Raw genomic sequence first — 25,373 nt, 5'->3', positions numbered from 1 at the left:
TTCTAGGGAGCGGGGATTCCCCCTGGGTTCATTGAAAAGGGGGTGTGAGCTGTTCTCCCCACCACGATCCGTTGTCCACCCAATTCCGTTCCGCCGATTTTCGCCGGCGAAGCGGAGAGGCCGGTTCCTCCGCTCTCCCGTTCGACTGAACGTGGATTTTGTTTTTGGCCCATTTATGGGGCGTCCTGGTTCCATGATGGGTTCTTGACGGAGGATCGCCCGATGAATCGGGCAACTACAAAATGCGCTTCGACGCGCTTTACTGAAACCGTGAATGACGTCATGAAGGTCAGAGCAACGCCTGAGGATAAGAAAAGTCCAAAGGGGTGGGTTTCATGGATGATTTGAGGAAATCTCATTTTGTTCCGACGTTTCGGCCTTCCGGTTTTGTTCTTCTGATGGCGGGGTTGTTCCTGGGGTTCTCGGTTTCGGCGCGCGCGGACAGCGATCCCCACGCCACCGGCCTGCGGCCGCCGTCGGCGGAACAGAAGGTTTGGGAACGGGCCCACATGATCGTTCCCCGGCGGGTGAAACTGAACGCCCTGGGGCTCTCCCGGGTCAATTCCGATCGAATCCAAAAGGGGCAGGGCGGATTGCCCCCGAGCGCCGTGGAGGTTTCCGCGGTGGGCTTGGAAGTGGAAGGCTTGACCGAAGATCAGACGTCCGTTCCGGGCGCGCCCGCCCTGGCGCCCCAGGGGGCGCCCACCGCTCTTCCTCCCTCCATCGACAACAGCACGCTGAAATATTTCCCGCCGATTCGAAGCCAAGGGTCCATCGGGTCCTGCGCCCAGTGGGCGGGCATGTACTATTGTTTCACCCATATGAACGCCCTGGCCCGGGACCTGGACGCGAAAAATGGCGGGGACGCCTACCGGTTTTCTCCAAAATTCACCTACAACCTGGTGAATGGCGGGGTGGACGCAGGATCCTGGCAATCGGACGGGTGGTCCATCGCGGCCAAACATGGCGCCGCGACCTGGGCCGATTGGCCCTACAATAGCGATTTTCGCGGTTGGCCTTTGACCGCCACTGTTTGGCGGAACGCCTTGAACGTCCGAGTCCAAGCCACCGGCTATGTCTACAATTGCGACACGCCCACGGGTTTGGACCAGCTCAAAACTCTCTTGGTAAACGGGTACGTTTTGACCTACGCCACCTACATCAATTCTTGGCAGTATAAAACCATTTCCAATGATCCGGGGACGTCGGCGGACGATGCCTTCGTCGGGAAAAACGCCGGCTTTTGGATCAGCGGGACGAGCGGCGGCCATGCCATGACGGTGGTCGGGTACAACGACGCTATTTGGGTCGACATCAACGGGAACGGAACCGTGGACGCGGGCGAAAAGGGAGCTCTCCGGATCGCCAATTCCTGGGGATCGGGGTGGCAGGACGGGGGATTCACCTGGCTGGCTTACGACGCGCTCAAATCCGTCAGCGGCGTGGCCGGGGGCCCCTCGTCGGGGCGCGGACCGGCCTGGTGGGGTTCCTACGCCATGTGGGTCACGGCGAAACCCGCCTACACCCCCAAGGCCCTGGCCCAATTCACCCTATCCCATTTGACACGAAACCAATTGAGGGTTTCTTTGGGGCTTTCCGACACCCCCCAAACGATTCCGGCCACGAGTTGGTCTCCCAGTTACGTTCTTCAACAGGCGGGAGGGGCCTACGCTTTTAACGGCGGGGGGGCGGCGGTGGACGGAGAATTCGTTCTGGATTATTCGGATATCGCCCCGGCCTACGGGACCCCCAAACGGTGGTATTTGCGCGTTCAGGACACCGCCAGCGGGAATCCAACGACGGTCAAGGCCTTCAAGTGGATCAACGTTTCCGATAGTGCCGAGGTGGCCAAGGCCGGCCTTCCCGTCACCATCGACAACACGCTCGGCACCTACTATGTGGACGCCACCATGACCAACGGCGCCGGCAACACTCCCCCGACCATTTCCACCGTCCCCAACCAGGGGGTGAACGAAGACAATCCCACGGGGTCCCTCTCATTTACCGTTGGCGATACCCAAACCGCGGCCGGGGCTCTGATGATGTCCGGAGCGTCCAGCAACGTCAACTTGGTTCCAAGTTCCAACATTGTTTTTGGCGGCACCGGCGCCTCACGGACGGTGGTCGTGACGCCGGCGGCCAACCGCAACGGGTCGGCCACACTCACGTTGACGGTAACGGATGGGGGAGGGCTCACGGCCCAAACCTCCTTCACTCTGACCGTCTCGCCCGTCAACGACGCCCCCGTGGCGCTGGCTCAGACGGCGGGGGTGCTTTTCAATACCCCCAAAGCCATCGTTTTGCAGGCCACGGACGATGACGGAGATCTTTTGACCTACACGCTCGGGTCGCCAGCGCACGGGGCATTAACGGGAACGGCCCCCAACCTTACCTACACCCCGAACACGGGATACGCGGGGTTGGATGGGTTCCCCTTTACGGTTTCCGACGGCTCGGTAACCAGCCCCCCGGCGTCGGTTTCGTTGGTGATCGACACGACGCCGCCCACGGTGGTCATTTCCCAGCCCCTCGCGGGGGCCACGGTGAGTTATTCGGTGTTCGTGTCTGCCGCGGCGTCGGACAACGTCGGGGTGGCGCGGGTGGTTTTCTTTGTCGACGGCGTGGCCACGTCCACAGCGACCGGCGCGGGTTATTCCTATCAATGGGACAGCACCCGTGAAACGAACGGAGTTCACGTCCTCACCGCCCGGGCCTTCGACGACGCGGGCAACAACGCCTTGTCCGGGAGCGTCAGCGTGACGGTGAACAACACGGCCCGGGCGGATTTGGTGGTGACCCCGACGGCCCTCTCTTTTCACGCGGTCGCCGGTGGCGGCCTGCCGCCGGTGAGCCCGATCACCATCTCCGATTCTTTGGGGGGGGCGGCGCTCCGGTGGGCGGTCGCGCTCAACACGCCGTGGCTTTCCGCCTCCGCCCTTTCCGGCATCGGGGAGGGGATCGTTTCCATCGGGGCGAACCCCGTGGGGCTGGCGGCGGGGGTTTATGTGGGGACCGTCACGGTCTCCTCGGCCTCGCCGGGGGCCCCCCGGGGGAACGGCGACGTGTTGGTTCCGGTGACGCTCACCGTGGACGCGGCTTCGGATCTCATTGCCCCCTCGGTCCCCACGGGGTTGGCGGCCGTCGGCATCGGGGCCGGGCGACTGCTCTTGAGTTGGTCCCCTTCCACGGACACCGGGGGTTCGGGGATGGCGGGCTATCGTCTCTTCCGGGACGGGTTGGCGGCCGCCTCGCCCACCGCGGCTAATTTCACCGACACCGGGTTGGTTTTGGGATCCGTCCATTCCTATGCGGTCTTGGCTTATGATAACGCGGGCAATCAGTCGGGTCTCTCGGGCACTCTGAACGTGACGGTGTCGAGCCAGGTCACCCCCGCGGGGCTCTCGGAAGCTTACAGTTACCCCGACCCGGCGATGGGCGGGGCGGCGCCCGTCATTCGGGCCGTGCTGGGCGATGTGGACAATGTGGAGATCACCCTGTACGATGCCCGGGGCCACCCTGTCCACAGCGCGCGGCTGGACGGGCCGACCGCGGTGGTGAACGGGAAGGCGGCTTTTGATTACACCTGGCCGGGAGAAATTGCCAGCGGGGTCTATTACGCCGTGATCCACGGCCGGGCCGGAAGCGAAAACGTTATCGCTAAAACGCGGGTCACGGTGGTGCGGTGAAAAAACGGTTTATCGCGGCGGTGCTTTTTTTAAGCCCGCTGGGTCTCGGGGCCAAAACCCCGGGGGCCGCGTTCCTGGCCGTGGACCCCTCGGTGAGGGCGGAATCTTTGGGCGGGATTTCCGCGGCGGCTTTTGGCGCCGAAGCCTTGGGGGCCAATCCCGCCCTGGTTACCCCCACCCACGGCCGATCGGAGTTCTACGCCACCTTTTCCCAGTTGTGGGGCGACACCACGGATGGACATGTGGCTTTCGCCACCGGGTTGGATCCCAAAACGGCCATGGCTCTTTCAGCCCGCTTTATGGCGTCGGACCCCGCCGGGGGGAGGGATGCCTCGGGCCAGCCGACCGGGGCCGACACCTCGGCACGCCACACGACGGTGGCCGGGGCTCTCTCGCGGAAACTGGCGCGGGGGTTGCGGGTGGGCGCGGCCGGGCGGTTTTTTGAATCCACCTTGGCCGGCGAGAGTTCCGGCGTGGGGTGGTCCGTGGACGCCGGGGTTTCCTACGTGGTGAAAGATGTGTTGTTGAGCGCCGCCGTCAACCAACTGGGGCCTGGAATCCAATACATCCACCAAAGCGATCCCCTGCCCAGCGTTCTTCGCTTGGAAACGTCCTGGGAACCCGGGGCCGTGACCTTTTTGGCGGGCTATCACCGGTCCTTGGCGGGGGCGGGTTCCGAGGCGGCCTTGGGGTTCGAGTATCGGTGGCGATCCCTCTCTCTTCGAGCGGGCCTACGCACGTCTCTGGGCGGCGCGGACAATTTGGCGCTGGACGCTCAGTCCACCGCCGACGGGCTCTTGGACCACTTCACCACCGGGTTCGGGCTCAAGCTGGGAGAAAACCTTCGCCTCGACTACGCCTTTCAACAAAGCGCTCCGGAATGGGGATCGGACCATTCCTTGGCCCTGGCCTGGAGCTGGGGAGAAATTTTGCGGTCGCCGGCTCCGCGCCCGGCGGGGTTCAAACCAAAAAATCCGGGCAAAGCCGGGACCCCCAATAAACGACCAAAACTGACAAAATAATCCCATGCGAAAAAAGATTCCGGCAGGTCTCCTGGTCCTTTATGCAGGTACGGTCTTGGGAGCGGATCCTCTTCCTCAAGATCTGGTGAAAGGGAACACCCAATTCGCGCTGGACCTCTACGCAAAATTGGGCGTCGGGGCGGGAAACGTTTTCTTTTCGCCCTACAGTCTTTCCGCCGCCTTGGCCATGACCTCCGCAGGGGCGCGTGGCGAAACGTTGACGGAAATCAACACCGTCTTTCATTTCCCCCCCGTCGGGCCCCACGCGGGCTTCCATCGGCTGGACGGCGCCTTGGGTGGAACGGACCGACCCTACGAACTAAACATTGCCAACCGGATCTGGTTGCGGAAAGGCGCGGCTTTTCAACCGGAATTCCTTAAAACCCTCGCCGACGATTACGGGGCGGGGGCGGAACTTCTTGATTTTGGCCAGGCGCCGGAACCTTCCAGGTTGACGATCAATCACTGGGTGTCCGACCGGACAAAAACCAAGATTCCCGAACTTTTGCCTGAAGGGACCATCGATTCGATCACACAGACTGTCCTTACCAACGCTGTCTATTTCAAAGGAACCTGGGAAAAGGCGTTTGAAAAGACCGACACCCAACCAACGCCATTTCATGGATCGGATGGAACGACGTTTCCGGTTGATTTGATGCGTCAAACCTCGCGGTTCCCCTACGCGGAAGACGAGTGGGTTCAAGCGCTGGAGATGCCCTATCGAGGGGGCGATCTTTCGTTGGTGGTCCTCCTCCCGAAAGAAGGCAAGACGTTAGGGGACGTGGAGAAACGACTGAACCCCGGCCAACTGGAAACGTGGGTGGCGGGTCTTCAAAACCACGAAGTCGAGGTGTTTTTTCCGAAATTTACCAGCCGTTTTCGACGGAACCTTCCCCCCGACCTTAAGTCCCTTGGAATTCGGCGGGCCTTTGACCCCGATCGAGCCGATTTTTCCGGCGTTCGACCCCTTCGCCCCGATGAACCTATTTTCATCAGCCATGTCTTTCACGAGGCCTTCCTTCAGGTGGACGAGGAGGGAACAGAGGCCACGGCGGCCACGGCGGTCGTGATGGGGGTGGGAGCCGCGGCCCCTTCCTCTCTTCTCTTCGAGCTGACCGTCCATTCCTTTATTTTATCCGCCACCGCTCTTCGGGAACGATTCTTTTCCTGGGGCGCTTCGTGGGGCCGGGGTGAAGCGTTAGAAACCGAAAACCAGAATCCTGATACCTCCCCTTGCCCCTCCTTGCGAAGGAGGGGGAGAAAAGGCAAAGACCGCATGTCTCCTCCGAATAGGCGGCAATTTTTTTCCTCTGTCGTAGACACTCCCCCGGCGTTCTGGTAAAATAGACGTTCTTGATCGGTTTCGGCGGCGGGGTGTTTCAGTTCGGCCCTGGCGGCTGGGGGGATGGTTTGTTTTTTCGGCGAATTTCTTTAGGGGTTGGACTTCTCGTGGCGGCGGGAGTCGTGCGGGGGATGGAGATCCCTGTGCGGCGGGGAGGGGCGTCGGGCTCGCCGGTGGGCTACGTGGACATGGATCTCATTTTTCGGGAATACCCGGAGACGAAAAAGGCTCGGGAGGAATACCGGAAAGAGGTGACCCGTTACAAAGGGGAACTGGCTGAAAAAGAGCGGGCCCTGGAGGATCTGAAGGGCGAAATTGAGGCGTTAAAGGCCCCCCCCATTTCGTCGACAAACACACTCCTTTCGTCCGGAACTGTAACGGGTGAGCCGCCGGCCGTGAGCACGACGCCCGTGAGCCTGGCGCCTCCGACCCCGGTGGCTTCCGTGTCTGAAGCGGAAGGCTTGGCGAAACGCCAAGACCAACTGGTTAAACGCCAGGAGGAGATCGAAAAGGCCCGGGCGGAGGCGACGCTCGCCTTGCGAAATTTTGAGGCGCGGCAATCGAAACAGATTTTGGGCCGTTTGTATAAAGCCCTGGTTCAGCTGGCGGACGAGAGGGGCATCAGCCTGGTGGTGGACAAGTCCGCCATTCTCTACGGCACCAACACCGTGGACCTGACCGAGGCCCTGAGCCGCCGGGTCCGCGGTCTTCCGGACGAGGAGAAGTAAAACCTTTATGAAACTGACGCTGGCCGAAATTTCGGAAAAAGTGGGGGGGATCCTTCGCGGGGACGGCTCCGTGGTGATCCGCGGGGCGGCGGGGTTGGGAGAGGCGGGGCCGGAGGATATCACCTTTCTGGCGAACCCAAAGTACCGGTCCCAGCTCGCCACCACGAAGGCGGGAGCGGTGATCGTTTCTCCCGACGTGGAAACCGAGGGACGGGCGGCCATCGCGCTGAAGAATCCTTCCCAGGGGTGGGCGGCGGTTCTCGATATTTTGGACCGGGAACGAACGCGGCGGCCCGGGGGCATCCACCCCACGGCCGTGATTGCGCCCACGGCAAAGATCGGAAATAACGTCACAGTGGGCGCCCACACGGTCATCGAAGAGGGCGCTTCGGTGGGCGACAACACGATTTTATACGCCCAAGTTTATGTGGGCTTTGACACGGCCATCGGGGCGGACTGTCTGGTGTACCCCCACGTCACGTTCCGGGAACGGGTCACAGTGGGTAACCGTTGTGTTTTTCAACCCGGCGTTGTGATCGGCGGAGATGGTTTTGGGTTCACCCCGGCCGGGGGGCGGCAATTGAAAATCCCACAGATCGGGACGGTGGTTATCGAAGACGATGTGGAGGTCCAGGCCAACGCGACCATCGATCGCGGAGGGGTGGGGGTGACGCGGATCGGGCGGGGGACCAAGATCGACAACCTTGTCCAGCTGGCCCACGGCGTTGAAATCGGCGAGAACGGCTTGGTGGCCGCCTTGACGGGCGTGGCCGGATCGACGAAAATAGGAAAAAATGTGGTTTTAGCCGCCCAGGTGGGAGTGGTGGGGCACATTTCCATTGGAGACAACGTGGTGGCCGCGGCGCGGAGCGGCATTTCCCACGACGTGAAACCCAACCAGGTGATTTGGGGAACCCCGGCCCAACCCATTCAAGATGAGATGAAAATGTTGGCGTCCATTCGGCGACTGCCCAAACTTTTTGAGGAAATCAAGAACCTGAGGAAGAAATTCTTATGAAAATATTTTCGACCGGAGAGCCCCAGCGCACCATCGCCCAGGAGGCCGTCTATAAAGGCATCGGGCTTCACACCGGAAACAAATGCCATCTCATTTTTAAACCCGCCCCGGCCAATCACGGCGTGGTGTTCGTGCGGACGGACCTCCCCGGCCGGCCGAGTTTGCCGGCCCACCACCGAATCGTCTCCAGCGTCATCCGAGGCACCACGCTGAGCCTCGATGGCGAAAAAAATCACGAGGCCCGGGTTCACACGGTGGAGCACGTGCTGTCCGCGCTCTACGGCTTGGGCATCGACAACCTGGTGGTGGAAGTGAACGCCAACGAGCCCCCGGTGGCCGACGGGAGCGCGCTTCCTTTTTGGGAGGTTTTGCTCAAGGCGGGCCTCTCGGAATTGGCGGAACCCCGGCGGTTTTTTCAACCGGACCCTTTGGTCTATCGGGCGGGGGAAACGTTTTACGAAGTCCAGCCGGCGGAGGAGCTGATTTTGGAAACCATCATCGATTTCAAACATCCTTTGATCGGCGAACAGAGGCGGGAATTCACGCTCACGCGGGAGAATTATCTCAACGAAATCGCCCGGGCCCGAACGTTTTGTTTCGACTACGAAGTGGAGGCGCTCAAACGCCAGGGGTTGGCCAAGGGCGGATCCTTGAGCAACGCCGTGGTGGTGGGGATGGACCGTATCCATAACAAAGAGAAGTCGCTCCGCTATCCCGACGAGTTCGTCCGCCACAAGACCCTGGACCTCATCGGCGATTTATTTCTATTGGGCCTCCCGCTCAAGGCGCGCATCAAAGCGTCCCGCGTGGGGCACGGGCACAACGTGAATTTGGTCAAACAGCTCGCCGCCCAAATGGCCGGCGAAGCCGCCCCCGTTTCGGAACCCATCGCTTCGACTTACTAACCCGGAGGTCTCTCCCCATGGACAGCGCCACGCCCCGCACGTTAAACACCGTCGACATACTGAACGCCATCCCCCACCGTTACCCGATCTTGATGGTGGACAAGGCCGTCATTGTGGAGGCGGACAAAAAGATCACGGGGTTTAAGTCCGTCTCCGGCAACGAGCCGTTTTTTCAGGGCCATTTCCCGGGGCGGCCCATCATGCCCGGCGTTTTGATCGTCGAAGCCATGGCCCAGACCGCCTGCGTTCTTTTCTTGGAGAAGCCGGAGAACAAATCCAAGCTGGCCTTCTTCATGGGAATCGACAAAGTGAAGTTCCGAAAACCCGTTGTTCCAGGGGACCAGTTGGAACTGAAGGTGGAGATCCTCCGGCCGGGGCGGGTTGGGAAAGCCAAGGGGGAGGCGTTCGTCGCGGGCGAACTGGTGACGGAGGCGGAATTCATGTTCGCCATCGTGGACAAAGAGGCGAAACCCTGATGTCTTCGGCGGAAACGCGGGTCCATCCCACGGCCATCGTCCACCCGACGGCCAAACTCGGCGCGGGGGTCGAGATCGGGCCCTTCGCCGTGATCGGGCCCGAGGTGGAGTTGGGGGACCGTTGTTGGGTCGGGCCCCATGGCGTCGTGGAATACGCCACGGTGGGGGAGGCTTGCCGGTTCCATCCTCACGCTTTTGTTGGCACCGAACCCCAGGACCTGAAATTTAAGGGGGAAAAAACCCGGGTGGAGATCGGCGCCCGGACCACGGTCCGGGAATGCGTCACCATTCATCGGGGCACCTCGGCCACGGGGATCACCAAGGTGGGTTCGAATTGCTTGATCATGGCCTATTGCCATGTGGCACATGACTGCGTTTTATCGGACGGGATCATCATGGCCAACCTGGCGACCCTGGCCGGGCATGTGGAGGTCGGGCCGGGCGCTTTTTTTGGCGGCCTATCGGCGGTCCACCAGTTTGTTCGGATCGGCGCCGGCGCCATGATCGGCGGGGCTTCCATGGTGGTCAATGACGTGGCCCCCTTCTGCACCACCCACGGGAACCGCGCGAAGATCGTGGGGTTGAACCTGGTGGGCCTTCGCCGTCGGGGTCTTTCCCGCGAAACTCTAAGCGCCCTCAAAGCGGCGTACCGGACGCTCTTCGCCTCGGGGCTCTCCCTGGCGGAGGCCGTGGCGAAGATCGACCAGGGGCCGCGTTTTCCAGAGGTGGACACCTTCGTGGCATTCCTCCGGAACACCGGGGCCCGGGGGCTCTGCCGCCCGGCGGCGAAATCCGCCGGCGAGTCGGACGAGAGTCCCGCTTAATCGTTTCCCACCCCTTCGCATGAAACCCCTTGGGCTCGTGGCCGGCAACGGGCAATTCCCGCTGTTGTTGGCCCAGGAAGCCCGTCGGCAGGGCCGGTCCGTGGTGGCGGCGGCCATCGAGGGGGAAACCGACCCGGCGTTGGCGGGTCTCGTGGACTCTCTTCATTGGATGAAGTTGGGGCAGATTAAACGCACCATCGAGATTTTGAAAGAGGCCGGGGCCGAGGAAGCCGTCATGGCCGGACAGGTGAAGCACGTGAGCATCTTCGACCTCCGGCATTTGGACGCCACGGCGGTTAAGATTTTGGCCCTGCTTCCCAATAAAAAGACCGATACGATTTTAGGCGCCGTGGCGGAAGAGTTCGCCAAACACGGCATCCGCTTTTTGCCCTCCACGACTTATCTCGCCGACCGGCTGGCCCCCGAGGGGCCCATGACCTCGGTTCGGCCCACCGGGGAACAAAAACGCGACATGGAGTTCGGGTTTGCCACCGCCAAGGCCATCGCGGGTTTGGACCTGGGGCAGACCGTGTGCGTGAAGGACCGGGCCGTCTTGGCCGTGGAAGCCATGGAGGGGACGGACGCCTGTATCCGACGGGCGGGGGCCTTCGCCCCGGGGTTCACCGCGGCCAAGGTGGCCAAACCCCGTCAGGACATCCGCTTCGATGTCCCCGTCATCGGGCAGGGCACGTTGGAATCCCTCATCGCGGCCCGGGCGGCCGTGCTGGTGGTGGAGGCGGGGAAAACCCTGTTGTTCGATCGAGAGGCGTTTTTAAAGGGCGCCCAGGAGGCCGGACTGGTGGTGATGGGAATAAAGGAAAAAAAGTGAGGCTTTTCGGCAAGGCCCCGGTGGTTCAAGAACCGTCCGTCCCTGAATCGGAACGGGTGCCCATAGGTGTTGTCGGCGTGGGGCAGATGGGCCGCCACCACGCGCGCATTTTGTCCACTCTCGGGCCCGCTCGCCTGGTGGGAATCGCCGATTTGAATTTAGAGAAAGCCCGCGAACTGGGGAAAGCCCACGGGGCCCCGGCTTTCCGCACCGCCGACGAATTTCCACCGGAGACCCGGGCGGTGGTGATCGCCGCGCCTACCCCCGCGCACCACGCCTTGGCCCGGTCTTTTTTGGAGCGGGGCTGGCACTGTTTTGTGGAAAAGCCGCTCACCGAGCGGGTGGAAGAGGCCGAAGACATTATATCCCTCGCACGAGAGAAAAATTTGGTCCTTCAGGTGGGCCACATCGAACGGTTCAACCCCGCCGTGGTGGAAATGGCGAGGCAGGCCAAGGATCCCCTTTTCATCGAAGCCTCGCGGCTCGGGCCCTACGATCCGCGGGTGGCCAACGTGAGCGTTGTGTTGGACCTCATGATCCACGACCTGGACATCGTTTTGGCGCTGGCCCAGGACAAGGTGGTCCGCTTGGACGCGGTGGGCGGGCGGGTTCTGTCCAACCAGGAAGACATCGTGAAGGCCACGCTGTTCTTTTCGAGGGGTTGCCGGGCGGATATTTCGGCCAGCCGGGTCAGTTTGAAAAAGTTCCGGAAGATCCGCGTTTTTCAAAAAGACGCCTACATGTCCCTGGATTACTCGGAACGGAGTTTGAAAATTTACCGGAAAAAGCACGACCCGATTCGGAGTTTGTTGGACGTGGCGATACAGCGGCCGCGGCTGGAAAAAAAGGATCCACTCGAAACCGAGCTTCGTCATTTCCTCCAATGCGTTCGGGACGGGAAGCCGCCGCTGGTGGGGGGGACCCATGGGCGGGACGCCCTGGAGCTGGCGTTGGAGATCCGAAAATCCATGAGTCTTCATTCCCTCTGATGCCGCGAATCCTGTTCGTCGCGGGAGACCCCTCGGGAGATCAGCACGCGGCTCGGGTGGCGGCGGAAGCCAAATCCCGCGGAGCGGAAATTCTCGCCGCCGGCGGACCGGCCCTCCAAAAAATCGCCGACCGTTGGCTGGGGGACCTGGTGTCCCAAAGCGTCATGGGCTTTTTGGAGCCGATCAAAAAGGTCCCGTTTTTTCTGAATTTTTTGAACCGGGTCCTCCGCCCCGCTCTGGCGGAATTCAAACCCGACGTCGTCGTCCCGACGGACTTCTATGGGTTCAACCGGCATGTGGCCCGCGCGGCCAAAGCGGCGGGGAGCCGGGTCTGTTATTTCGTGAGCCCCCAGGTCTGGGCCAGCCGTCCAGGGCGGATACAGGCCTTGAAACAATGCGTGGACCGCATGCTGGTGATCTTCCCTTTCGAGGAACCCCTGTACCGCGAGGCGGGCGTTCCGGTGACCTTCGTGGGGCATCCCCTGCTGGACGTTTTGCCGGCGGCGGAGGGGGAGGCTCCGATGCGGGTCGAACCCGTGGTGGGTCTCCTGCCGGGGAGCCGTCCCGGCGAGGTTCGGCGGCTTCTTCCGGTTTTTTTAAAGGCGGCGGAACTCCTTCCTTCGTCTTCGCGCTTTGTTCTTTTCGCCGCACCGACCCTGGCGAACGGGTTCTACGATGGGTTCCTCAATGTTCCCCGGCGGCGCCCTTTTCTTTTGGAAATGGTTCGGGACGAAAACTACGGTTGGCGGCGGGGGGTGGATGTGGCGCTGGCTTGTTCCGGCACGGCCACCCTAGAGAACGCGCTATTGGGCCTTCCCACCGTGGTGGCCTATAAAACCAGCGGGCTAACCTACGCGTTAGCTCGGCTCCTGGTCCGGGTCAAGAACATCGCCATGCCGAACATTTTGGCCGGGAAAACGCTCATGCCCGAATTCATTCAATCCCAAGCGACGCCGGAAAAACTGGCGGGGGCCCTTCGGGCCCTTTTGTCGAACCCCCCGGAGCGTCGGGCGGTGCGAAAACAGCTCTTGGCGCTTCGAGAGAAACTTGGCGGACCCGGCGCGGCGGTTCGCGCGGCCGAGGCCATTTTGAAGGAGGCGGCGTGAGCGGCATCACTCAGATGCCCCTTCGACAGGGGATGGTTCAGGAAGGCGCTCAACGCGGGGTCTCCTCCTCGGCCGTGGCGAAACGGCTTCTTCCCTATTTCCGTCCCCATCGGGTCCGGATGGTGCTGGCGCTCATCGCCATGGCGCTGGTGGCGGTCATCACGGCGGGATCCATGTGGATCCTGAAACAAGTGATCGACCGGGCTCTCCTGAGCGCCGACATGCAAATGTTAAGCCAGATTGTTTTCCTTTTGATCGCCCTGTATTTCATGAAGGCCGTTCTTTCTTACGTGCACGATTTTGTGACGGCTTACATCGGCAACGCCATCGTCCGGCGCTTGAGGGATGAGGCTTACAGCAATATCCATTCCCTGTCCATGGACTTTTTCACCCGGACGGATTCCGCCCGGGTGATCGCACGGTTGACCAACGACGGGCAGTTGGTTCAAAACGCGCTGACGAAGATTCCGGTGATGATTGTTCGCGATGGCCTGACTGTGGTGGGCCTGACGTTATTCCTTTTCTATCTCCATTGGAAGTTCGCTTTGATCGCGTTCACGCTCCTGCCTCTCTCGGGGATCCTCATCGCCCGGTTTGGGAAAAGTCTTCGAAAAACCTCCCGGCAGGGCCAGTCCAAAATGTCGGACCTCTACACCTTGATCCAAGAAACCATTGTGGGCGCGCCGGTCGTGAAGGCGTTTCAACGGGAGGATTACGAACGGGAACGTTTCCGTCGAGAAAACCAAGCCTATTTCGAAATATACATGAAAAACGCCCGGGTGGAATCTCTCTCCAGTCCGGTGATGGAAATGTTGGGGGCGCTCGGCATGGGGGTTATTCTCTGGTTCGGCGGTAAAGACGTGGTTCACCACGTCTGGACCACCGGCGCCTTTTTCGCTTTTATCGGGAGCGCCCTCCAAATGTACCAGCCCGTCAAAAACTTTTCCCGGTCCAATGCCACGCTCCAGTTGGCCTTCTCCGGCGCGGAACGAATGTTCCAATTGATGGACGAACGTCCGACCGTGGTGGAACGGACCGGCGCCGTGGACTTGCCCGCCTTCACAAAGGCCATCGAATTTGACGATGTGGGTTTTTCCTACCAACCCGAGCGCACGGTTCTGGACGGGGTTCACCTGACGGTCCGGCGGGGGGAAGTGGTGGCGTTGGTGGGCCCCTCCGGATCGGGCAAAACCACGCTCTCCGCCCTGCTCCTGCGTTTCTATGACCCCGCTTCGGGCGCTGTCCGGATCGACGGCCGGGACATTCGGGAGGTGACGTTCCAAAGCCTGCGGAAACAAATCGGGCTCGTGACCCAGGAGACGCTCCTCTTTAACGATACGATCCGCGCCAACATCGCCTACGCCCGGGCGGGGGCCACGGAAGCGGAGATCATGGCCGCCGCCCAGGCCGCCAACGCCTGGGAATTCATCCAGGACAAACCCCTGGGTTTGGACACGATGATCGGCGAGCGGGGCATTTTATTATCGGGTGGTCAGAAGCAACGGTTGGCCATCGCCCGGGCCATTTTAAAGAACCCTCCCATCCTCGTGTTGGACGAGGCCACCAGCGCCCTGGACGCCCAATCCGAACGGTTGGTGCAGGAGGCGGTGGAACGCTTGATGAAAAACCGCACGACTCTCGTGATCGCTCACCGGTTGGCCACGGTCAAAAACGCCCACCGCATCGTGGTGATGGAACACGGGAAAGTGGCCGAGACCGGCACCCACGCGGAACTGTTGGCCACGGACGGGATTTATCGCCACCTCTACGAGCTTCAAATGCTGGAACGCTGATGGGACCGATTTCATTTTCATTTCTCGCGGTGCTGGCGACAGCGGCCGGCGGGTTTGTGATCCTTCGCCGAAAAGCCTGGGCGGAACGCAATTTGTGGCGGGTGTTGGCGTTCGGAAGCGGGATCCTCCTGGCCATGACCTTTATGCACCTTCTTCCGGAGGCCTGGGCCCTCAGTTCCCGGGGGACTGGCATCGCAGTGGTGGCGGCGCTCGTGACGCTGTTCGCGGCGGAGCAATTCACCGTGGTTCACGCCTGCGGGGAAGTGGGAGAACATTGCGCGGTCCACCGCGTGGGATACGGCGCCTGGGCGGCGCTTTTTCTCCACGGGTTGGCGGACGGCCTGGCCATCGCTTTTTCGTTCGTTTCCTCCCAGGCTCTCGGGTTCGCGGTGGCGAGCGCCGTGATCGCCCATAAATTTTCCGACAGCATGACGCTGTCGACTCTCTTCCTGGACTCCGGCTATTCCCGCCGGAAGACCGCGGGGCTGGTGGCCGCGCTCGCCCTGGCGACGCCGCTGGGCGTGGCGATCGGTGTTTTCCCGGGGAACTGGGCCAGCGGGCCCGTTTTGGCGGTGCTTTTGGGGTCCGCGGCGGGGGGGTTCCTCTACATCAGCATGGCGGACATCCTGCCCCGTATTCACAAGAGCCGAGACCTGTGGTGCTGGGTTCTCATCGTGGCCGGCGTGGCGGTCAGCGCCCTCCTCCCCCACCCATGAACCTGACGGTGAACGGCGAACCCCGAACGGTGGCCGAGGGCCTGACCCTGGCCCAACTGGTGGCGGAGCTCAAACTTTCTTCGGGAGGGCTCGCCTGCGAAATTAACGGGAAGATCGTCCGACGCGCCGACTACGGCGCCGCCCGTCTTTCCCCAGGGGATGCGGTGGAGATCGTCCGCATGATCGGCGGGGGTTGAATCTCTTGGAATCTGTTAAAATGGAGAACGTTATGGACAATGCGCTGGTGATTGCGGGCCGAACCTATGTCTCTCGCCTGATCGTGGGCACGGGAAAATATTCCTCCATGGAGGCCATGGAGGAGGCCTTGGTCGCCTCGGGGGCCGACATGGTGACGGTGGCCATTCGCCGGGTGAATTTGAACGATCGGTCCGCCGACGATTTTTGGACGCACATTCCCAAGGGGATGGTGATCCTGCCGAACACCGCCGGTTGCTACAACGCCGTAGACGCGGTCCGGGTGGCGCGGCTCGCCCGCGAAGCGCTGGACACCCCGCTCATTAAGCTGGAAGTGTTGGGCGATCCCAAAACCCTCCTGCCGGACGTTCTGGCTCTTTTAGAGGCCACGAAGACGTTGGTCAACGAGGGATTCAAGGTGTTGGCCTACACCAACGACGATCCGATTGTGGCCAAACGGTTGGAAGAGGCGGGGGCGGCCGCCGTGATGCCCCTGGCGGCGCCCATCGGGTCCGGGCGCGGGATCCAAAACCCCTTGAACATTCTTTTCATCCGCGAGGCGGTGACGACGGTTCCCGTGATCGTGGACGCCGGCGTCGGGACGGCTTCCGACGCGGCCGCCGCCATGGAACTGGGCGTGGACGGCATCTTAATGAACACGGCCATCGCGGAAGCCAAAAACCCGACGCTCATGGCCGAAGCCATGAAGCTCGGCGTGGACGCCGGGCGGCGCGCGTTTCTGGCGGGCCGCATGCCCCGGCGCGACTACGCGGCCGCCTCGTCTCCCTCCATGGGTGTGCCGGCTCCGGCGACTTCGGTTCGTGGTGGCTCCTAAACCTTTCCTCGCGGCGGCGGCGCTTTTCATCGCCGTCCCGCTGGCGGCCAAACCTCGCTCGGGCATTCCGCCCATCGCTTATCTTGGCAAACCCGTGGGCGCTCGTTTCATCGGGATGGGGGAAGTGGGGGCCGCGCTCGGGGGGTCGCCCCAATCTCCGGTCTACAATCCCGCTTCTTTGGGCGAAGTCCCGGGGTCTTCCTTCGCCGCCGATTTTCAGCTGGCCAACCAAAGCAATCTGCCGGAAGAAATCCTTTTAAAATCCTCCTCGCTCCGGGGCAAAAAGCTGACCTACTTGGGTTTTGCGGGGCCGAACCGGGCGTTTTTTTACCGCCCCCTGGCCGACTTCGACGAAACCGTGGTGACGAACACGGCCGACCCCGACAACAATTTCCTGGAAGAATCCCTCCAGATCAACCAAATCGGCATCAGCGGGTCCCAGGAGACCGAAAAAGGCTATTCCGTTGGCATGGGTCTTTCTTATATCAGCGCCCATCGCGGGTTTGCGGAGGCCGTCACGGGACAGCCCCCGTGTTGGAGATGGCGGACGGAAATGGTTTTGCGGTGGATCTGGGTTTTCGCGACAGGAAGGGCGACGTGGCCTACGGGCTTTCCGTTCTCAATTTACCGGGCGTGATTTACTGGGACAAATATAAAACAGATCAACTTCCCGTGATTCTGAGGGCGGGCTTGGGGTTCCAGCCGGTTCCAGTGTTCGGGTTTTATTCGGATTACGAAAAACGATTTTTTACGGGGAACACCCCGGACACGGACTACTGGCATTTCGGAATCGAGTTCGCGCCCCTGTCGTGGCTGATTCTGCGAACCGGTGCCGTGAGCGAGGATTTCAACAACCAAGCCAAGACGTCGTTTTCCTGGGGCTTCTCCTTCGGAAACCCGCAACACTACAAAATGGACGCCTCCGTGAAATCCCGAAAATTCGAAGGCGAACGGGTCAACCAGTTCGATCTCTCCGTCATCCTTTCTCTGGGAGGAAAGTCGAACGGTTAAGCTGGAAGGTTCCGGAGGAGAGGGAGAGGAGAGTCTAGGCGGCTTTTTGAGCTTTTCCGGATCGCAGGCAGGTGGTGCAAACGTATTGGCGACGGGGGCCGGAGGACGTGCGGACTTTGACCCGTTGAAGGTTGGGCGCAAAGCGACGGTTGGTTTTGCGGTGGGAGTGGCTGACGGATTTTCCGGCGCTCACGCCTTTGTCACAGATGGTGCAACGATAGGCCATACCGATCTCCTTGGGCGCCACGCGGGGACGCCACCGAACCATAAATTTTGAAAAATCATACCACTTTCCTCGAAAAACGGCAAACCGCTCCCAGCGCCGGCGGTCCGGAGGGCGTCGGATTCGACCGCTCCTCCAATACCTTCCCGGCGTAGGTCCCGGCCGGGCCAAGGCCCTGGCCAAACTCGGTCTTTCGACCGTGGGCGATCTTCTTCGCCATTTCCCGCGGGTCCACGAAGACCGCCGCCTGGTTCCTCCGAGCGCCTGGGGCTTGCCCGGGACGGCGGTGGCGGCCCAGGGAACGGTGCGGGATTTCCAGGTGTCATCAGCGGGGAAGGATCTTCTGATCGGGCGCGCTTCTCTGGCGGGAGACGGACGGTTCTTCGAGGCCCTTTGGTTTCGCCGTCGATCCTTCCGATTCGATCCCTTTGACGGTTTGAAAAAGAGGCTCTCCCCGGGGGCTCGTTTGGGCGTCTACGGACCCTGGCAGGCCGGACCCCGGGGCCCCGAAATTCGCGTGGAGGACCACGACTTCCCCACCGACGCGCCCTCTCCCCACATGGATCGGTTGGCTCCCGTTTATGATTTGACGGAGGGCGTGGATGGGCGTTGGCTTCGGGGATTGGCCTGGGCGGTTCGGGACGCCGCCGCGAGGGCGGCGGACGCGCTCCCGGAGACCCTTCGCGCCGAACACCACCTTCCGGGGTTGGGGGAAGCGCTGGGGGAATTCCATTTCCCCTCCAGCCCCGAGTCCCGCGAGCAGGCCCGTCGTCGGCTGGCGTTTGATGAGTTCTTTTTTCTGGAAATGGCCTTGGCCCGTCTTCGCCGAGGAAGAGAAGAGGGGCCCCCGGCTCCCCGCTGTCCGCCCACACGGGAACTCCTGACTCCCTTTCGACAAGCGTTGGGGTTCGATTTCACATCGGCGCAACGGCGCGTCATTAACGAAATCTTTGATGACATGGCAGGCTCCCGGCCCATGAATCGGCTTTTGATGGGCGAGGTGGGGTCGGGGAAAACCGTGGTGGCCGTTTCCGCGCTTCTCTTGGCGGCGGAGGCCGGGTTCCAGTCCGCGCTCATGGCCCCGACGGAAATTTTGGCGGAACAACATGCGCACGGTTTGGCCCGTTTGCTTCGCGGTCTGCCGATCCGCTGGGCTCTGGTCACGGGGGGACGGACGGCGTCCCAGAAACGCCGGGACCGGGACGCCCTGGCCTCGGGCGAGATCCAAATCGCCGTGGGGACCCACGCGCTCCTGGAAGACGAAGTGGCTTTCCAGTCCCTGGGCCTGGCCGTGATCGACGAACAACATCGTTTCGGCGTCGACCAGCGGGCGACGCTGGGCGCCAAAGGGGTTTCGCCCCACGTTCTCCTCATGACCGCCACCCCCATTCCTCGGACCTTGGCTTTGACGGTCTATGGCGACCTCTCGGTGTCCGTGATCGATCAATTGCCGCCCGGCCGTCCCGGAATCGCCACCCGCTGGTCGCCGGAAGGGGACGCCCTGTCCGCCGTCCGCCGCGCCGTGGGGGAAGGGCGCCAAGCCTATGTGGTGTTCCCTTTGGTGGAAGAGTCCGAACGGTTGGACCTGAGAGCCGTTCTGAAAGGGTGGGAACACTTGAAGTCCCTGTTCCCCGGCATCGAGGTGGGCCTTTTGCACGGCCGACTGAAATCCGCGGAGAAAGAAGTGGCGATGTCGGCCTTCGCCCGGGGGGAGGTCAAAATTTTGGCCGCCACCCCGGTGATCGAGGTCGGGATCGACGTGGCGAACGCCACGGTCCTCGTTGTTATGAATGCGGAGCGTTTCGGCTTGGCCCAGCTTCATCAATTGCGGGGCCGGGTGGGCCGCGGGCGGCACGCTTCGGAGTGCCACCTCGTGTCCGGCGCTCCCTCCGTCGAGGCCGCGGAACGGTTACGTCTTCTCTGTCGAACCTCCGACGGGTTTAAATTGGCCGAGGAAGATCTTCGGCGCCGGGGTCCCGGCGAGTTTTTAGGCGAGGCCCAGCACGGCCTGCCGGAATTTCGCGTCGGAAACCTGGCCAGCGACGGGGCCTTGATTGGGGAGGCGAGGGAGGCGGCGTTTTCCCTGGTGGCCCGCGACCCGGACCTTTCCCTGCCGGAGCACCGCCCCCTAGCGGAAGATCTACGCCGCCGCTTCGCCCACCGCCTCCGGTTCGGCCGCGTCGCGTAGAGTCAGGTCCCTCTGGGAAGGGGTCCTACCGCGCCCGACCGAAAACCCTCCAGAGCCAGCCGTGTGGATCCTCCGCTTAAACCTGGAAATCCGGAGGGCCACGAACATTTGTTGAGGGTTGGACGTTTTACGCTGGATCACAGGAGGAAGATTTGTTCTCAACGGAGGAGAAGGGTATCCTCCGGCCTCGGGGCATGGATAATTCGGTTGGCTGTCCACTAGGTGGACATCTTTTCGGTTAGCTCCATCAATTTGTCTAGCTCCCTTTTTCCATCCGATTCCTTTCCGCGCTTAAAATAAAGCCGGGCGGCGTTGGCGCGATAAATTTTGCTGGTGGGGTCTTTCTCTATGGCACGCTCAAAAAGGCCCTGTGCCTCGGAGGCTCTTTGAGGAAGATCCTGAATCAAAAGGGCCTCCAAATTTAAAGCGGAGGCCAACGTCCCTGGCGCCGCGTTGGTTTTTTCCACGCAACGCAGGGCTTCCATGGGTTTCCCTTTCTGATAAAGTGTCAGGGCGTTTTGGTAATCCTTCCAGGCTTTTGAAAAACCGTTCTCCGGAACCCACTCGTAGACGACCGTCTTCTCGTCCTCTTGATCAAAAATCTTTTTGAACCGGTGAGGGTGATCTTTTAAGAAATGCTTCGTTTGGATTTCACTGGCGCTGGGGTCATGGACCGAGGGGATATTTCGTTTGGCGGTGAGGTATTCCGTAGGAGCGAAAAATAGATGGGAAATTCTTTTCTCCAATAAATCCGCTTGGAACAAATCCCAACTTTCGTGTTGTTCGAAATAGAAGCCCGGTTTTCCCGCATAAAGCCGAACAAGATATTTCCGTCCAGATAAAACATTGGCCTCCTTCGGCAAATGTGTCTTCGCCCACGCCAAAGTTTTCTCGGGAAGGGGGGGGTAAGCGGGTCTTTTTTTCCACGCGTTGGCGAGCCCGATAAGAAAAAAGGCGAAGACAACAACAGGGATCCATCGTTTTTGGGTCTTGGTTCTTCTGGATTCTTCAAAAAGGTTTTCGATCCCTGCGAAAAGGAAAATAAGGAGAAATGGCGTAAAAATCAGGGTGTAACGAGCGGTGTATTGAAACCACCACAAGCGCACGACCCATTGGCTGAAGGGGAGGGAAACCAGAGCCATGAGAAACGGAGTTGGACGTTTTTCCGAACCCCCTAAGTGACGAATTCCGAAAAAAATCAGGGCCGCCACCGCCAAGGCCAATGCCAGCCCCATTGAAAGCGGGTCAAAAACACGTGAATAAGCCGCGACGGTGTTCTTGATGATGCTCAGAGTTAATTCAAAAATATGGATTCCGAATAAACTCATGTGTTGACCTTCCCAGGACAGATGGGCTCGAAAGTGGTTTTCATACATCCCAGGGGCGCTTTCAAAAATCCAAGAACGGCCGTGGGCCAAAAGAAAAGGAAGAAGCCCGCCAACGAAAAACGCCAGGGATCTTTTCCACCGGCGGTCGTAAGCCCACGCCATGGATAAGACCAGACCGACAAGAATCCCCTCGGGACGTGTGAGAGCCAACAAAACCACAGCGACAAGCGCGAGAAAAAATCCCCACCCTTTTTCCTCGTCGCGCCCGCCCCCCCAGAGCGCTCCCAACATCAGGGCGATGTTGAAAGGTTCGGTCATCAAAAATGAACTGGACTGAACATACATCGGGTTTAAGATGAAAAGGGCGATGCAAAGAGGAATGCGCCAGGATGTTAAGACCTTCGCGGTGATTTTCGAAAAAAACAGGGCGGAACAAAAGGAGGCGATCCAAGGGACGAGCTTGTAAAAACCAAGATGGGAAGAAAAAATCCATACAAAAGGGGTTAGGAACAGAGAAACGCCCGGGAACGACGTTGAAATAGGGACCGGCCGACTGAAGGAAAGATCGAGATACTGTCCCTTCGCCAGAGAAAAGGCCCCGAGGAGATAGGCGGCGTCGTCCTCGAAAAGTCCGATGGTGTATCTCGGAAAGCTCCAGAGCGACAGAGCGGAGCTGAGGGAAATGAATAGCCACGCCCAAGGGATGCGTTTGTTCACGAAGAGGCGGAGGGTCTGGGTAATTTGGACTCGGCGACGATGTAGAGAGGTCTTTTTTTGACTTCCTGATAAATGCGGGAGATATACGCCCCGAGAATGTATACGCAAAGGAAAAGCATGGAAAAAGAGAAACAAACAATTAAACTGATTAAGGCCAAAAGCCTCGGGGCGGCCAAATCTGGTCGGAGAACCAAGAACAGAAAGACCACCATTGTTAAAAGACCAAAAAGGAAGGCAAAAAACTGGGCCGCGCGAAGGGGAGCGATGGAAAAACTGGCCAGACCATCTGTGGCCAATTTGTAAGGGCATAGAAACTATATTTAGTGTCGCCCGCAAATCGTTTGGGCCGATCGTAAGGCAAAGGGCATTGCTTGAATCCCATCCAGTGGCGCAGACCTCTCATGAAACGAACGCGCTCGGGCATCTCGCGCAAGGTCGTGTAGGCCCGCCGAGTCATGAGGGAAAAGTCGCCGGAGTCCAGAGGAAGGGCTAATCCCGTCAGCCATCCGAAGAACCGATAGAACCCTGCATAGCACAATCGCTTAAAGAGGTTTTCTTTTCGATTTTTTCGGACGCCATAGACCACGTCGGCTTTTTCCGTCCGCCACAGCCGGACCATTTCGGGAATCAGTTCAGGGGGGTCTTGGAGGTCCGCATCTAAAATGACAATTAGATCGGCGTCCGCGTGATCGAGGCCGGCCGATAGGGCCGCCTGATGTCCGAAATTACGACTGAGAAAGAGGTAGCCAAACCGAAGATCGTCGCCGGCTTGTTTCTCCAAAAAGACAGGAGAGGCGTCGTCGCTTCCGTCGTTGACGAAGAGGACGGTGCTTTCCATGTTGTTCAAGGAAAGAAGGGCTAAAACCGCCGTCAGGCGCGAGATCAATTCGGGCAAGACGTCCGACTCGTTAAACAATGGCACGATGACTTGGAGATGGGTTCTCATCTTTTTCTTTGGGCGATCAGCGTTAAAGAACTGCCTCGGGGCATGAGCCCTCCCATCTTATTTTCAAGACGCATGAGAAATTTAAAGAAAAGGTTCGAGACCGGTCCGGGGGGCTGGAAACCTTTCCTGATGATGTCGGGAGAGGTTTTCCAACTTGGCGACAAGATTTTTCGCGCCAAAAGAAATGGAATCAGGGTGAATCCCCAATAGGCCACCCGGTGGATCGTCACAGGGAAAGACAACAATTCATGGCGGAGGCTTTTCTCATTGTAGCGCCGGTGATGGCCCGCTTCCGAATCGTATTTTGAAAACAAAGACTGGAAGGCGGGGACATTGATCACGAGAAACCCTTCCGGTTTTAGACAAGAAAAAATCCCCTCCAAAAAAGCCCTGGTCTTTTCAATGTGTTCCAACACATCGAGTAGAAAAATACAATCATAGCGACCCAGAACTTCCGCAGGAGGTCGGGTGATGTCGAAATTATAAAGGAGGCCTTTGGCGGATGCTCCGTTGTGAATGGCCCACTCATTCTGTTCGACGCCGTCGACTGTCCACGCGCAAAATTTTTCCCACTGGGAGCGAAAGACCCCCGCGCCGCATCCCACGTCCAAGGCCTGAAGGGTCGTGGTCAGGGAAGGCCCGTGGGTTTTCACTAATCGCGACAACACCCGAAACCTCCATTCCACCCAAAAGTGGGATCCGTGGCTCAATGTATACCAATGAATGGGGAAGTCTTTCGGAAGCGTTGGTCCCTGGGGGGCGGGTTTCATGCCATGTCATTCTACTAAGATAAAACGAGGACCCCAATGGTGGTGTTGCCTGCGATAAATGGACAAGAGCTCGTTGACAGAGGCGAGTTCACGATTTAGAATGGCGTTGTGACCCGCACCCGCACCATCGTCTATCCCGGCAGTTTCGATCCCGTGACTAACGGGCACCTGGACATTGTTTGCCGAGCGTGCAAGATTTTTGACCATGTCATCGTGGCGGTCACGCGAAACAGTGCCAAATCCCACCTCTTCACCGTCGGAGAACGGCTGGACATGTTGAACACGGTGTTAGCGTCGGTGATTAAAAGCGGCAAAGTTCGCGTGGACTCTTTCGACGGACTGCTGGCCGACTACTGCCGGAAGCAGGGGGCCCAGGCGGTGGCTCGCGGCCTCCGGGCTTTGTCGGATTTCGAATACGAGTTCCAAATGGCGCTCATGAATCGGCACCTGGCTCCAGAACTTGAGACCGTGTTCCTCATGGCCGACGAAAAATACACCTACCTTTCCTCCTCTTTGCTTAAAGACGTTGTGCGTCTTGGGGGAGACGCCTGGCGTTTCGTGCCGCCCGCGCTCGTGGACCGGCTCAAAAAGAAACTTCGTTGGAAGAAAGGCCAGTGAGGGAGCCTTTGATCCGGACGGCGCGCAGGGGCCAACCTTATTCCGCGTCGATCAAATTCCCTTGACAACAGGCCATCCCCGGGTTATTCTTCGAAAAGACGATCCGAAAGCGTTGGGCCCTTCGCCCCTTTGGGAAGGGCTTCGACGGAGGGCAGCCGCACGGTCGGCGCGTCTTTTGTTCGTGGAAGCGGAAGATCCGCGGGTGTTGTCGGCGGCGGCGTACCTTCGCGACAAGGAAATCGCGCGCCCTCTTCTGGTGGGGAGCCTCCCCGGGATCGAAGAGGCCGCCCGGGCGGCGGGCATCGATCTTGCGGGCCTGGAATGCATAGACCCCGCGACGCACGGGAGGCTGGAAGAGTTTTGGCGGGCGTTCTTTGAACGCCGCAAAACCAAAGGGATGACCGAGGCCCAGGCGCGGGAACTGGCGCGGGACCCGCTCTACTTCGGGGTGATGGCCCTCGGCGCGGGTCTGGCCGACGGGCTGGTGGGCGGGGCGGTGCGGACCACCGGGGACACCGTGCGAGCCGGTTTCGCGGGACTGGGGATGGCCCCCGGGGCGGAGATCGTGTTCGGAACCTTTTTGATGGATTGTCCCCATGCGGCGGGGGGAGCGCGGACGCTTCTCTTCGCGGACGCGGGGGTTTCGCCCCATCCCTCGCCCCGAGCGCTGGCGGCGGTGGGAATCGCCTCGGCGGAGCTGTTTACCAAGTTTACGGGCGGTACGGCGCGGGTCGCCTTCCTGAGCTTTTCGACGGCGGGGAGCGCCGAGGACGAGAGCGTGACCGCGGTTCGCCGCGCGGTGGAGCTGTGCCGCAAAAAAGCGCCCGGCCTGGCGGTGGACGGGGAACTTCAGGGCGATGCGGCCTTGGTGGATCACATCGCCCGACAGAAAGGGGTGTCGGACTTAAGCGTGGCGGGGCGCGCCAACGTTTTGATTTTTCCGGATTTGAATGCGGGAAACATTGGCTACAAGTTGGTCCAATATTTGGGCGGTGCGCGCGCGGTGGGCCCGCTTCTGGCCGGGCTGGCCAGGCCGATGTCGGACCTCTCGCGCGGATGCACCGATGAGGACATTGTGGATGCGGCGGTTTTGACCGCGCTTCTTTGA

At 60.4% G+C, this 25,373-nt stretch carries 24 protein-coding genes; 20 read left to right on the top strand and 4 right to left on the bottom strand.

Going from position 1 to position 25,373, the window contains the following annotated elements; genetic code table 11:
• Positions 1-335: 335 nt before the first annotated feature.
• From IPP35_03885 to IPP35_03805, 17 genes are read left to right on the top strand one after another with little or no spacing between them, the layout of a single operon-like run.
• Positions 336-3,686 (top strand): hypothetical protein, encoded by a 3,351-nt coding sequence (locus IPP35_03885; GenBank protein MBL0058250.1) that lies wholly within the window; start codon positions 336-338, stop codon positions 3,684-3,686.
• The gene (locus IPP35_03880) at positions 3,683-4,708 is read left to right on the top strand and encodes a hypothetical protein (protein MBL0058249.1); all 1,026 of its coding nucleotides are present in this window, start codon (positions 3,683-3,685) and stop codon (positions 4,706-4,708) included. The genes IPP35_03885 and IPP35_03880 overlap by 4 nt, the downstream gene beginning before the upstream one ends.
• Positions 4,709-4,712: 4 nt before the next feature.
• A complete protein-coding gene (locus tag IPP35_03875) occupies positions 4,713-6,050 on the top strand; it encodes a serpin family protein (GenBank protein MBL0058248.1) in 1,338 nt (445 codons plus the stop codon).
• An 11-nt stretch (positions 6,051-6,061) separates the two neighbouring features.
• A complete protein-coding gene (locus tag IPP35_03870) occupies positions 6,062-6,778 on the top strand; it encodes an OmpH family outer membrane protein (GenBank protein MBL0058247.1) in 717 nt (238 codons plus the stop codon).
• 7 nt (positions 6,779-6,785) lie between these two features.
• Entirely contained in the window at positions 6,786-7,796 is a 1,011-nt protein-coding gene (lpxD, locus tag IPP35_03865; GenBank protein MBL0058246.1) for a UDP-3-O-(3-hydroxymyristoyl)glucosamine N-acyltransferase, read from the top strand.
• Positions 7,793-8,701, top strand: a complete 909-nt coding sequence (gene lpxC / locus IPP35_03860) for a UDP-3-O-[3-hydroxymyristoyl] N-acetylglucosamine deacetylase (GenBank protein ID MBL0058245.1) — start codon at positions 7,793-7,795, stop codon at positions 8,699-8,701. The genes lpxD and lpxC overlap by 4 nt, the downstream gene beginning before the upstream one ends.
• 17 nt (positions 8,702-8,718) lie before the next feature.
• A complete protein-coding gene (gene fabZ, locus IPP35_03855; GenBank protein MBL0058244.1) occupies positions 8,719-9,177 on the top strand; it encodes a 3-hydroxyacyl-ACP dehydratase FabZ in 459 nt (152 codons plus the stop codon).
• Positions 9,177-10,001: an acyl-ACP--UDP-N-acetylglucosamine O-acyltransferase gene (gene lpxA, locus IPP35_03850; GenBank protein MBL0058243.1), complete on the top strand. Its 825-nt coding sequence runs from the start codon at positions 9,177-9,179 to the stop codon at positions 9,999-10,001. Before fabZ ends, lpxA begins: the two co-directional genes overlap by 1 nt.
• A gap of 19 nt (positions 10,002-10,020) precedes the next feature.
• Positions 10,021-10,830: a UDP-2,3-diacylglucosamine diphosphatase LpxI gene (gene lpxI / locus IPP35_03845; GenBank protein ID MBL0058242.1), complete on the top strand. Its 810-nt coding sequence runs from the start codon at positions 10,021-10,023 to the stop codon at positions 10,828-10,830.
• Positions 10,827-11,819 (top strand): Gfo/Idh/MocA family oxidoreductase, encoded by a 993-nt coding sequence (locus IPP35_03840; protein MBL0058241.1) that lies wholly within the window; start codon positions 10,827-10,829, stop codon positions 11,817-11,819. The genes lpxI and IPP35_03840 overlap by 4 nt, the downstream gene beginning before the upstream one ends.
• Positions 11,819-12,925, top strand: a complete 1,107-nt coding sequence (gene lpxB / locus IPP35_03835; GenBank protein MBL0058240.1) for a lipid-A-disaccharide synthase — start codon at positions 11,819-11,821, stop codon at positions 12,923-12,925. The genes IPP35_03840 and lpxB overlap by 1 nt, the downstream gene beginning before the upstream one ends.
• The gene (locus IPP35_03830; protein ID MBL0058239.1) at positions 12,922-14,718 is read left to right on the top strand and encodes an ABC transporter ATP-binding protein; all 1,797 of its coding nucleotides are present in this window, start codon (positions 12,922-12,924) and stop codon (positions 14,716-14,718) included. Before lpxB ends, IPP35_03830 begins: the two co-directional genes overlap by 4 nt.
• Positions 14,718-15,434: a ZIP family metal transporter gene (locus IPP35_03825; GenBank protein ID MBL0058238.1), complete on the top strand. Its 717-nt coding sequence runs from the start codon at positions 14,718-14,720 to the stop codon at positions 15,432-15,434. Before IPP35_03830 ends, IPP35_03825 begins: the two co-directional genes overlap by 1 nt.
• Positions 15,431-15,631, top strand: a complete 201-nt coding sequence (gene thiS, locus IPP35_03820; GenBank protein ID MBL0058237.1) for a sulfur carrier protein ThiS — start codon at positions 15,431-15,433, stop codon at positions 15,629-15,631. The genes IPP35_03825 and thiS overlap by 4 nt, the downstream gene beginning before the upstream one ends.
• Before the next feature lie 32 nt (positions 15,632-15,663).
• On the top strand, positions 15,664-16,464 hold the full coding sequence (locus tag IPP35_03815; protein ID MBL0058236.1) for a thiazole synthase: 801 nt from the start codon (positions 15,664-15,666) through the stop codon (positions 16,462-16,464).
• Positions 16,454-17,101 carry a hypothetical protein gene (locus IPP35_03810; GenBank protein MBL0058235.1) on the top strand — a complete coding sequence of 216 codons (648 nt, stop codon included), beginning with the start codon at positions 16,454-16,456 and terminating at the stop codon, positions 17,099-17,101. Before IPP35_03815 ends, IPP35_03810 begins: the two co-directional genes overlap by 11 nt.
• Positions 17,062-17,475 (top strand): hypothetical protein, encoded by a 414-nt coding sequence (locus IPP35_03805; protein ID MBL0058234.1) that lies wholly within the window; start codon positions 17,062-17,064, stop codon positions 17,473-17,475. The genes IPP35_03810 and IPP35_03805 overlap by 40 nt, the downstream gene beginning before the upstream one ends.
• A 34-nt stretch (positions 17,476-17,509) precedes the next feature.
• On the opposite strand, the gene IPP35_03800 is transcribed toward IPP35_03805, so the two are convergent.
• Entirely contained in the window at positions 17,510-17,701 is a 192-nt protein-coding gene (locus tag IPP35_03800; GenBank protein MBL0058233.1) for a 50S ribosomal protein L28, read from the bottom strand.
• Positions 17,702-17,711: 10 nt separating this feature from the next.
• Here IPP35_03800 and recG point away from each other — a divergent pair, with 10 nt between their 5' ends.
• Entirely contained in the window at positions 17,712-19,886 is a 2,175-nt protein-coding gene (gene recG, locus IPP35_03795; GenBank protein MBL0058232.1) for an ATP-dependent DNA helicase RecG, read from the top strand.
• Between the two features lie 218 nt (positions 19,887-20,104).
• Here recG and IPP35_03790 read toward each other — a convergent pair whose 3' ends face one another.
• The 3 genes from IPP35_03790 to IPP35_03780 form a co-directional block, all read right to left on the bottom strand.
• The gene (locus IPP35_03790; GenBank protein ID MBL0058231.1) at positions 20,105-21,931 is read right to left on the bottom strand and encodes a hypothetical protein; all 1,827 of its coding nucleotides are present in this window, start codon (positions 21,929-21,931) and stop codon (positions 20,105-20,107) included.
• A 214-nt stretch (positions 21,932-22,145) separates the two neighbouring features.
• Positions 22,146-22,877, bottom strand: a complete 732-nt coding sequence (locus IPP35_03785) for a glycosyltransferase family 2 protein (GenBank protein ID MBL0058230.1) — start codon at positions 22,875-22,877, stop codon at positions 22,146-22,148.
• On the bottom strand, positions 22,874-23,647 hold the full coding sequence (locus tag IPP35_03780; protein ID MBL0058229.1) for a class I SAM-dependent methyltransferase: 774 nt from the start codon (positions 23,645-23,647) through the stop codon (positions 22,874-22,876). Before IPP35_03780 ends, IPP35_03785 begins: the two co-directional genes overlap by 4 nt.
• A gap of 108 nt (positions 23,648-23,755) precedes the next feature.
• Between IPP35_03780 and coaD the strand changes: the two genes are divergently transcribed.
• On the top strand, positions 23,756-24,265 hold the full coding sequence (gene coaD / locus IPP35_03775; GenBank protein MBL0058228.1) for a pantetheine-phosphate adenylyltransferase: 510 nt from the start codon (positions 23,756-23,758) through the stop codon (positions 24,263-24,265).
• Positions 24,266-24,377: 112 nt separating this feature from the next.
• Positions 24,378-25,373, top strand: a complete 996-nt coding sequence (locus IPP35_03770) for a phosphotransacetylase (protein ID MBL0058227.1) — start codon at positions 24,378-24,380, stop codon at positions 25,371-25,373.

The organism is Elusimicrobiota bacterium, from assembly GCA_016721625.1.
Taxonomy (GTDB): Bacteria; Elusimicrobiota; Elusimicrobia; order FEN-1173; family FEN-1173; genus JADKHR01.
This window is presented reverse-complemented; position numbering and strand designations above follow the sequence as displayed.

Excerpts from the sequence above, each read along its gene's own strand:
- IPP35_03885 (MBL0058250.1), top strand. The coding sequence starts at position 336 with ATGGATGATTTGAGGAAATCTCATTTTGTTCCGACGTTTCGGCCTTCC.
- IPP35_03875 (MBL0058248.1), top strand. The coding sequence starts at position 4,713 with ATGCGAAAAAAGATTCCGGCAGGTCTCCTGGTCCTTTATGCAGGTACG.
- lpxD (MBL0058246.1), top strand. The coding sequence starts at position 6,786 with ATGAAACTGACGCTGGCCGAAATTTCGGAAAAAGTGGGGGGGATCCTT.
- lpxC (MBL0058245.1), top strand. The coding sequence starts at position 7,793 with ATGAAAATATTTTCGACCGGAGAGCCCCAGCGCACCATCGCCCAGGAG.
- fabZ (MBL0058244.1), top strand. The coding sequence starts at position 8,719 with ATGGACAGCGCCACGCCCCGCACGTTAAACACCGTCGACATACTGAAC.
- lpxA (MBL0058243.1), top strand. The coding sequence starts at position 9,177 with ATGTCTTCGGCGGAAACGCGGGTCCATCCCACGGCCATCGTCCACCCG.
- lpxI (MBL0058242.1), top strand. The coding sequence starts at position 10,021 with ATGAAACCCCTTGGGCTCGTGGCCGGCAACGGGCAATTCCCGCTGTTG.
- lpxB (MBL0058240.1), top strand. The coding sequence starts at position 11,819 with ATGCCGCGAATCCTGTTCGTCGCGGGAGACCCCTCGGGAGATCAGCAC.
- IPP35_03825 (MBL0058238.1), top strand. The coding sequence starts at position 14,718 with ATGGGACCGATTTCATTTTCATTTCTCGCGGTGCTGGCGACAGCGGCC.
- thiS (MBL0058237.1), top strand. The coding sequence starts at position 15,431 with ATGAACCTGACGGTGAACGGCGAACCCCGAACGGTGGCCGAGGGCCTG.
- IPP35_03815 (MBL0058236.1), top strand. The coding sequence starts at position 15,664 with ATGGACAATGCGCTGGTGATTGCGGGCCGAACCTATGTCTCTCGCCTG.
- IPP35_03800 (MBL0058233.1), bottom strand. The coding sequence starts at position 17,701 with ATGGCCTATCGTTGCACCATCTGTGACAAAGGCGTGAGCGCCGGAAAA.
- IPP35_03785 (MBL0058230.1), bottom strand. The coding sequence starts at position 22,877 with ATGAGAACCCATCTCCAAGTCATCGTGCCATTGTTTAACGAGTCGGAC.
- IPP35_03780 (MBL0058229.1), bottom strand. The coding sequence starts at position 23,647 with ATGAAACCCGCCCCCCAGGGACCAACGCTTCCGAAAGACTTCCCCATT.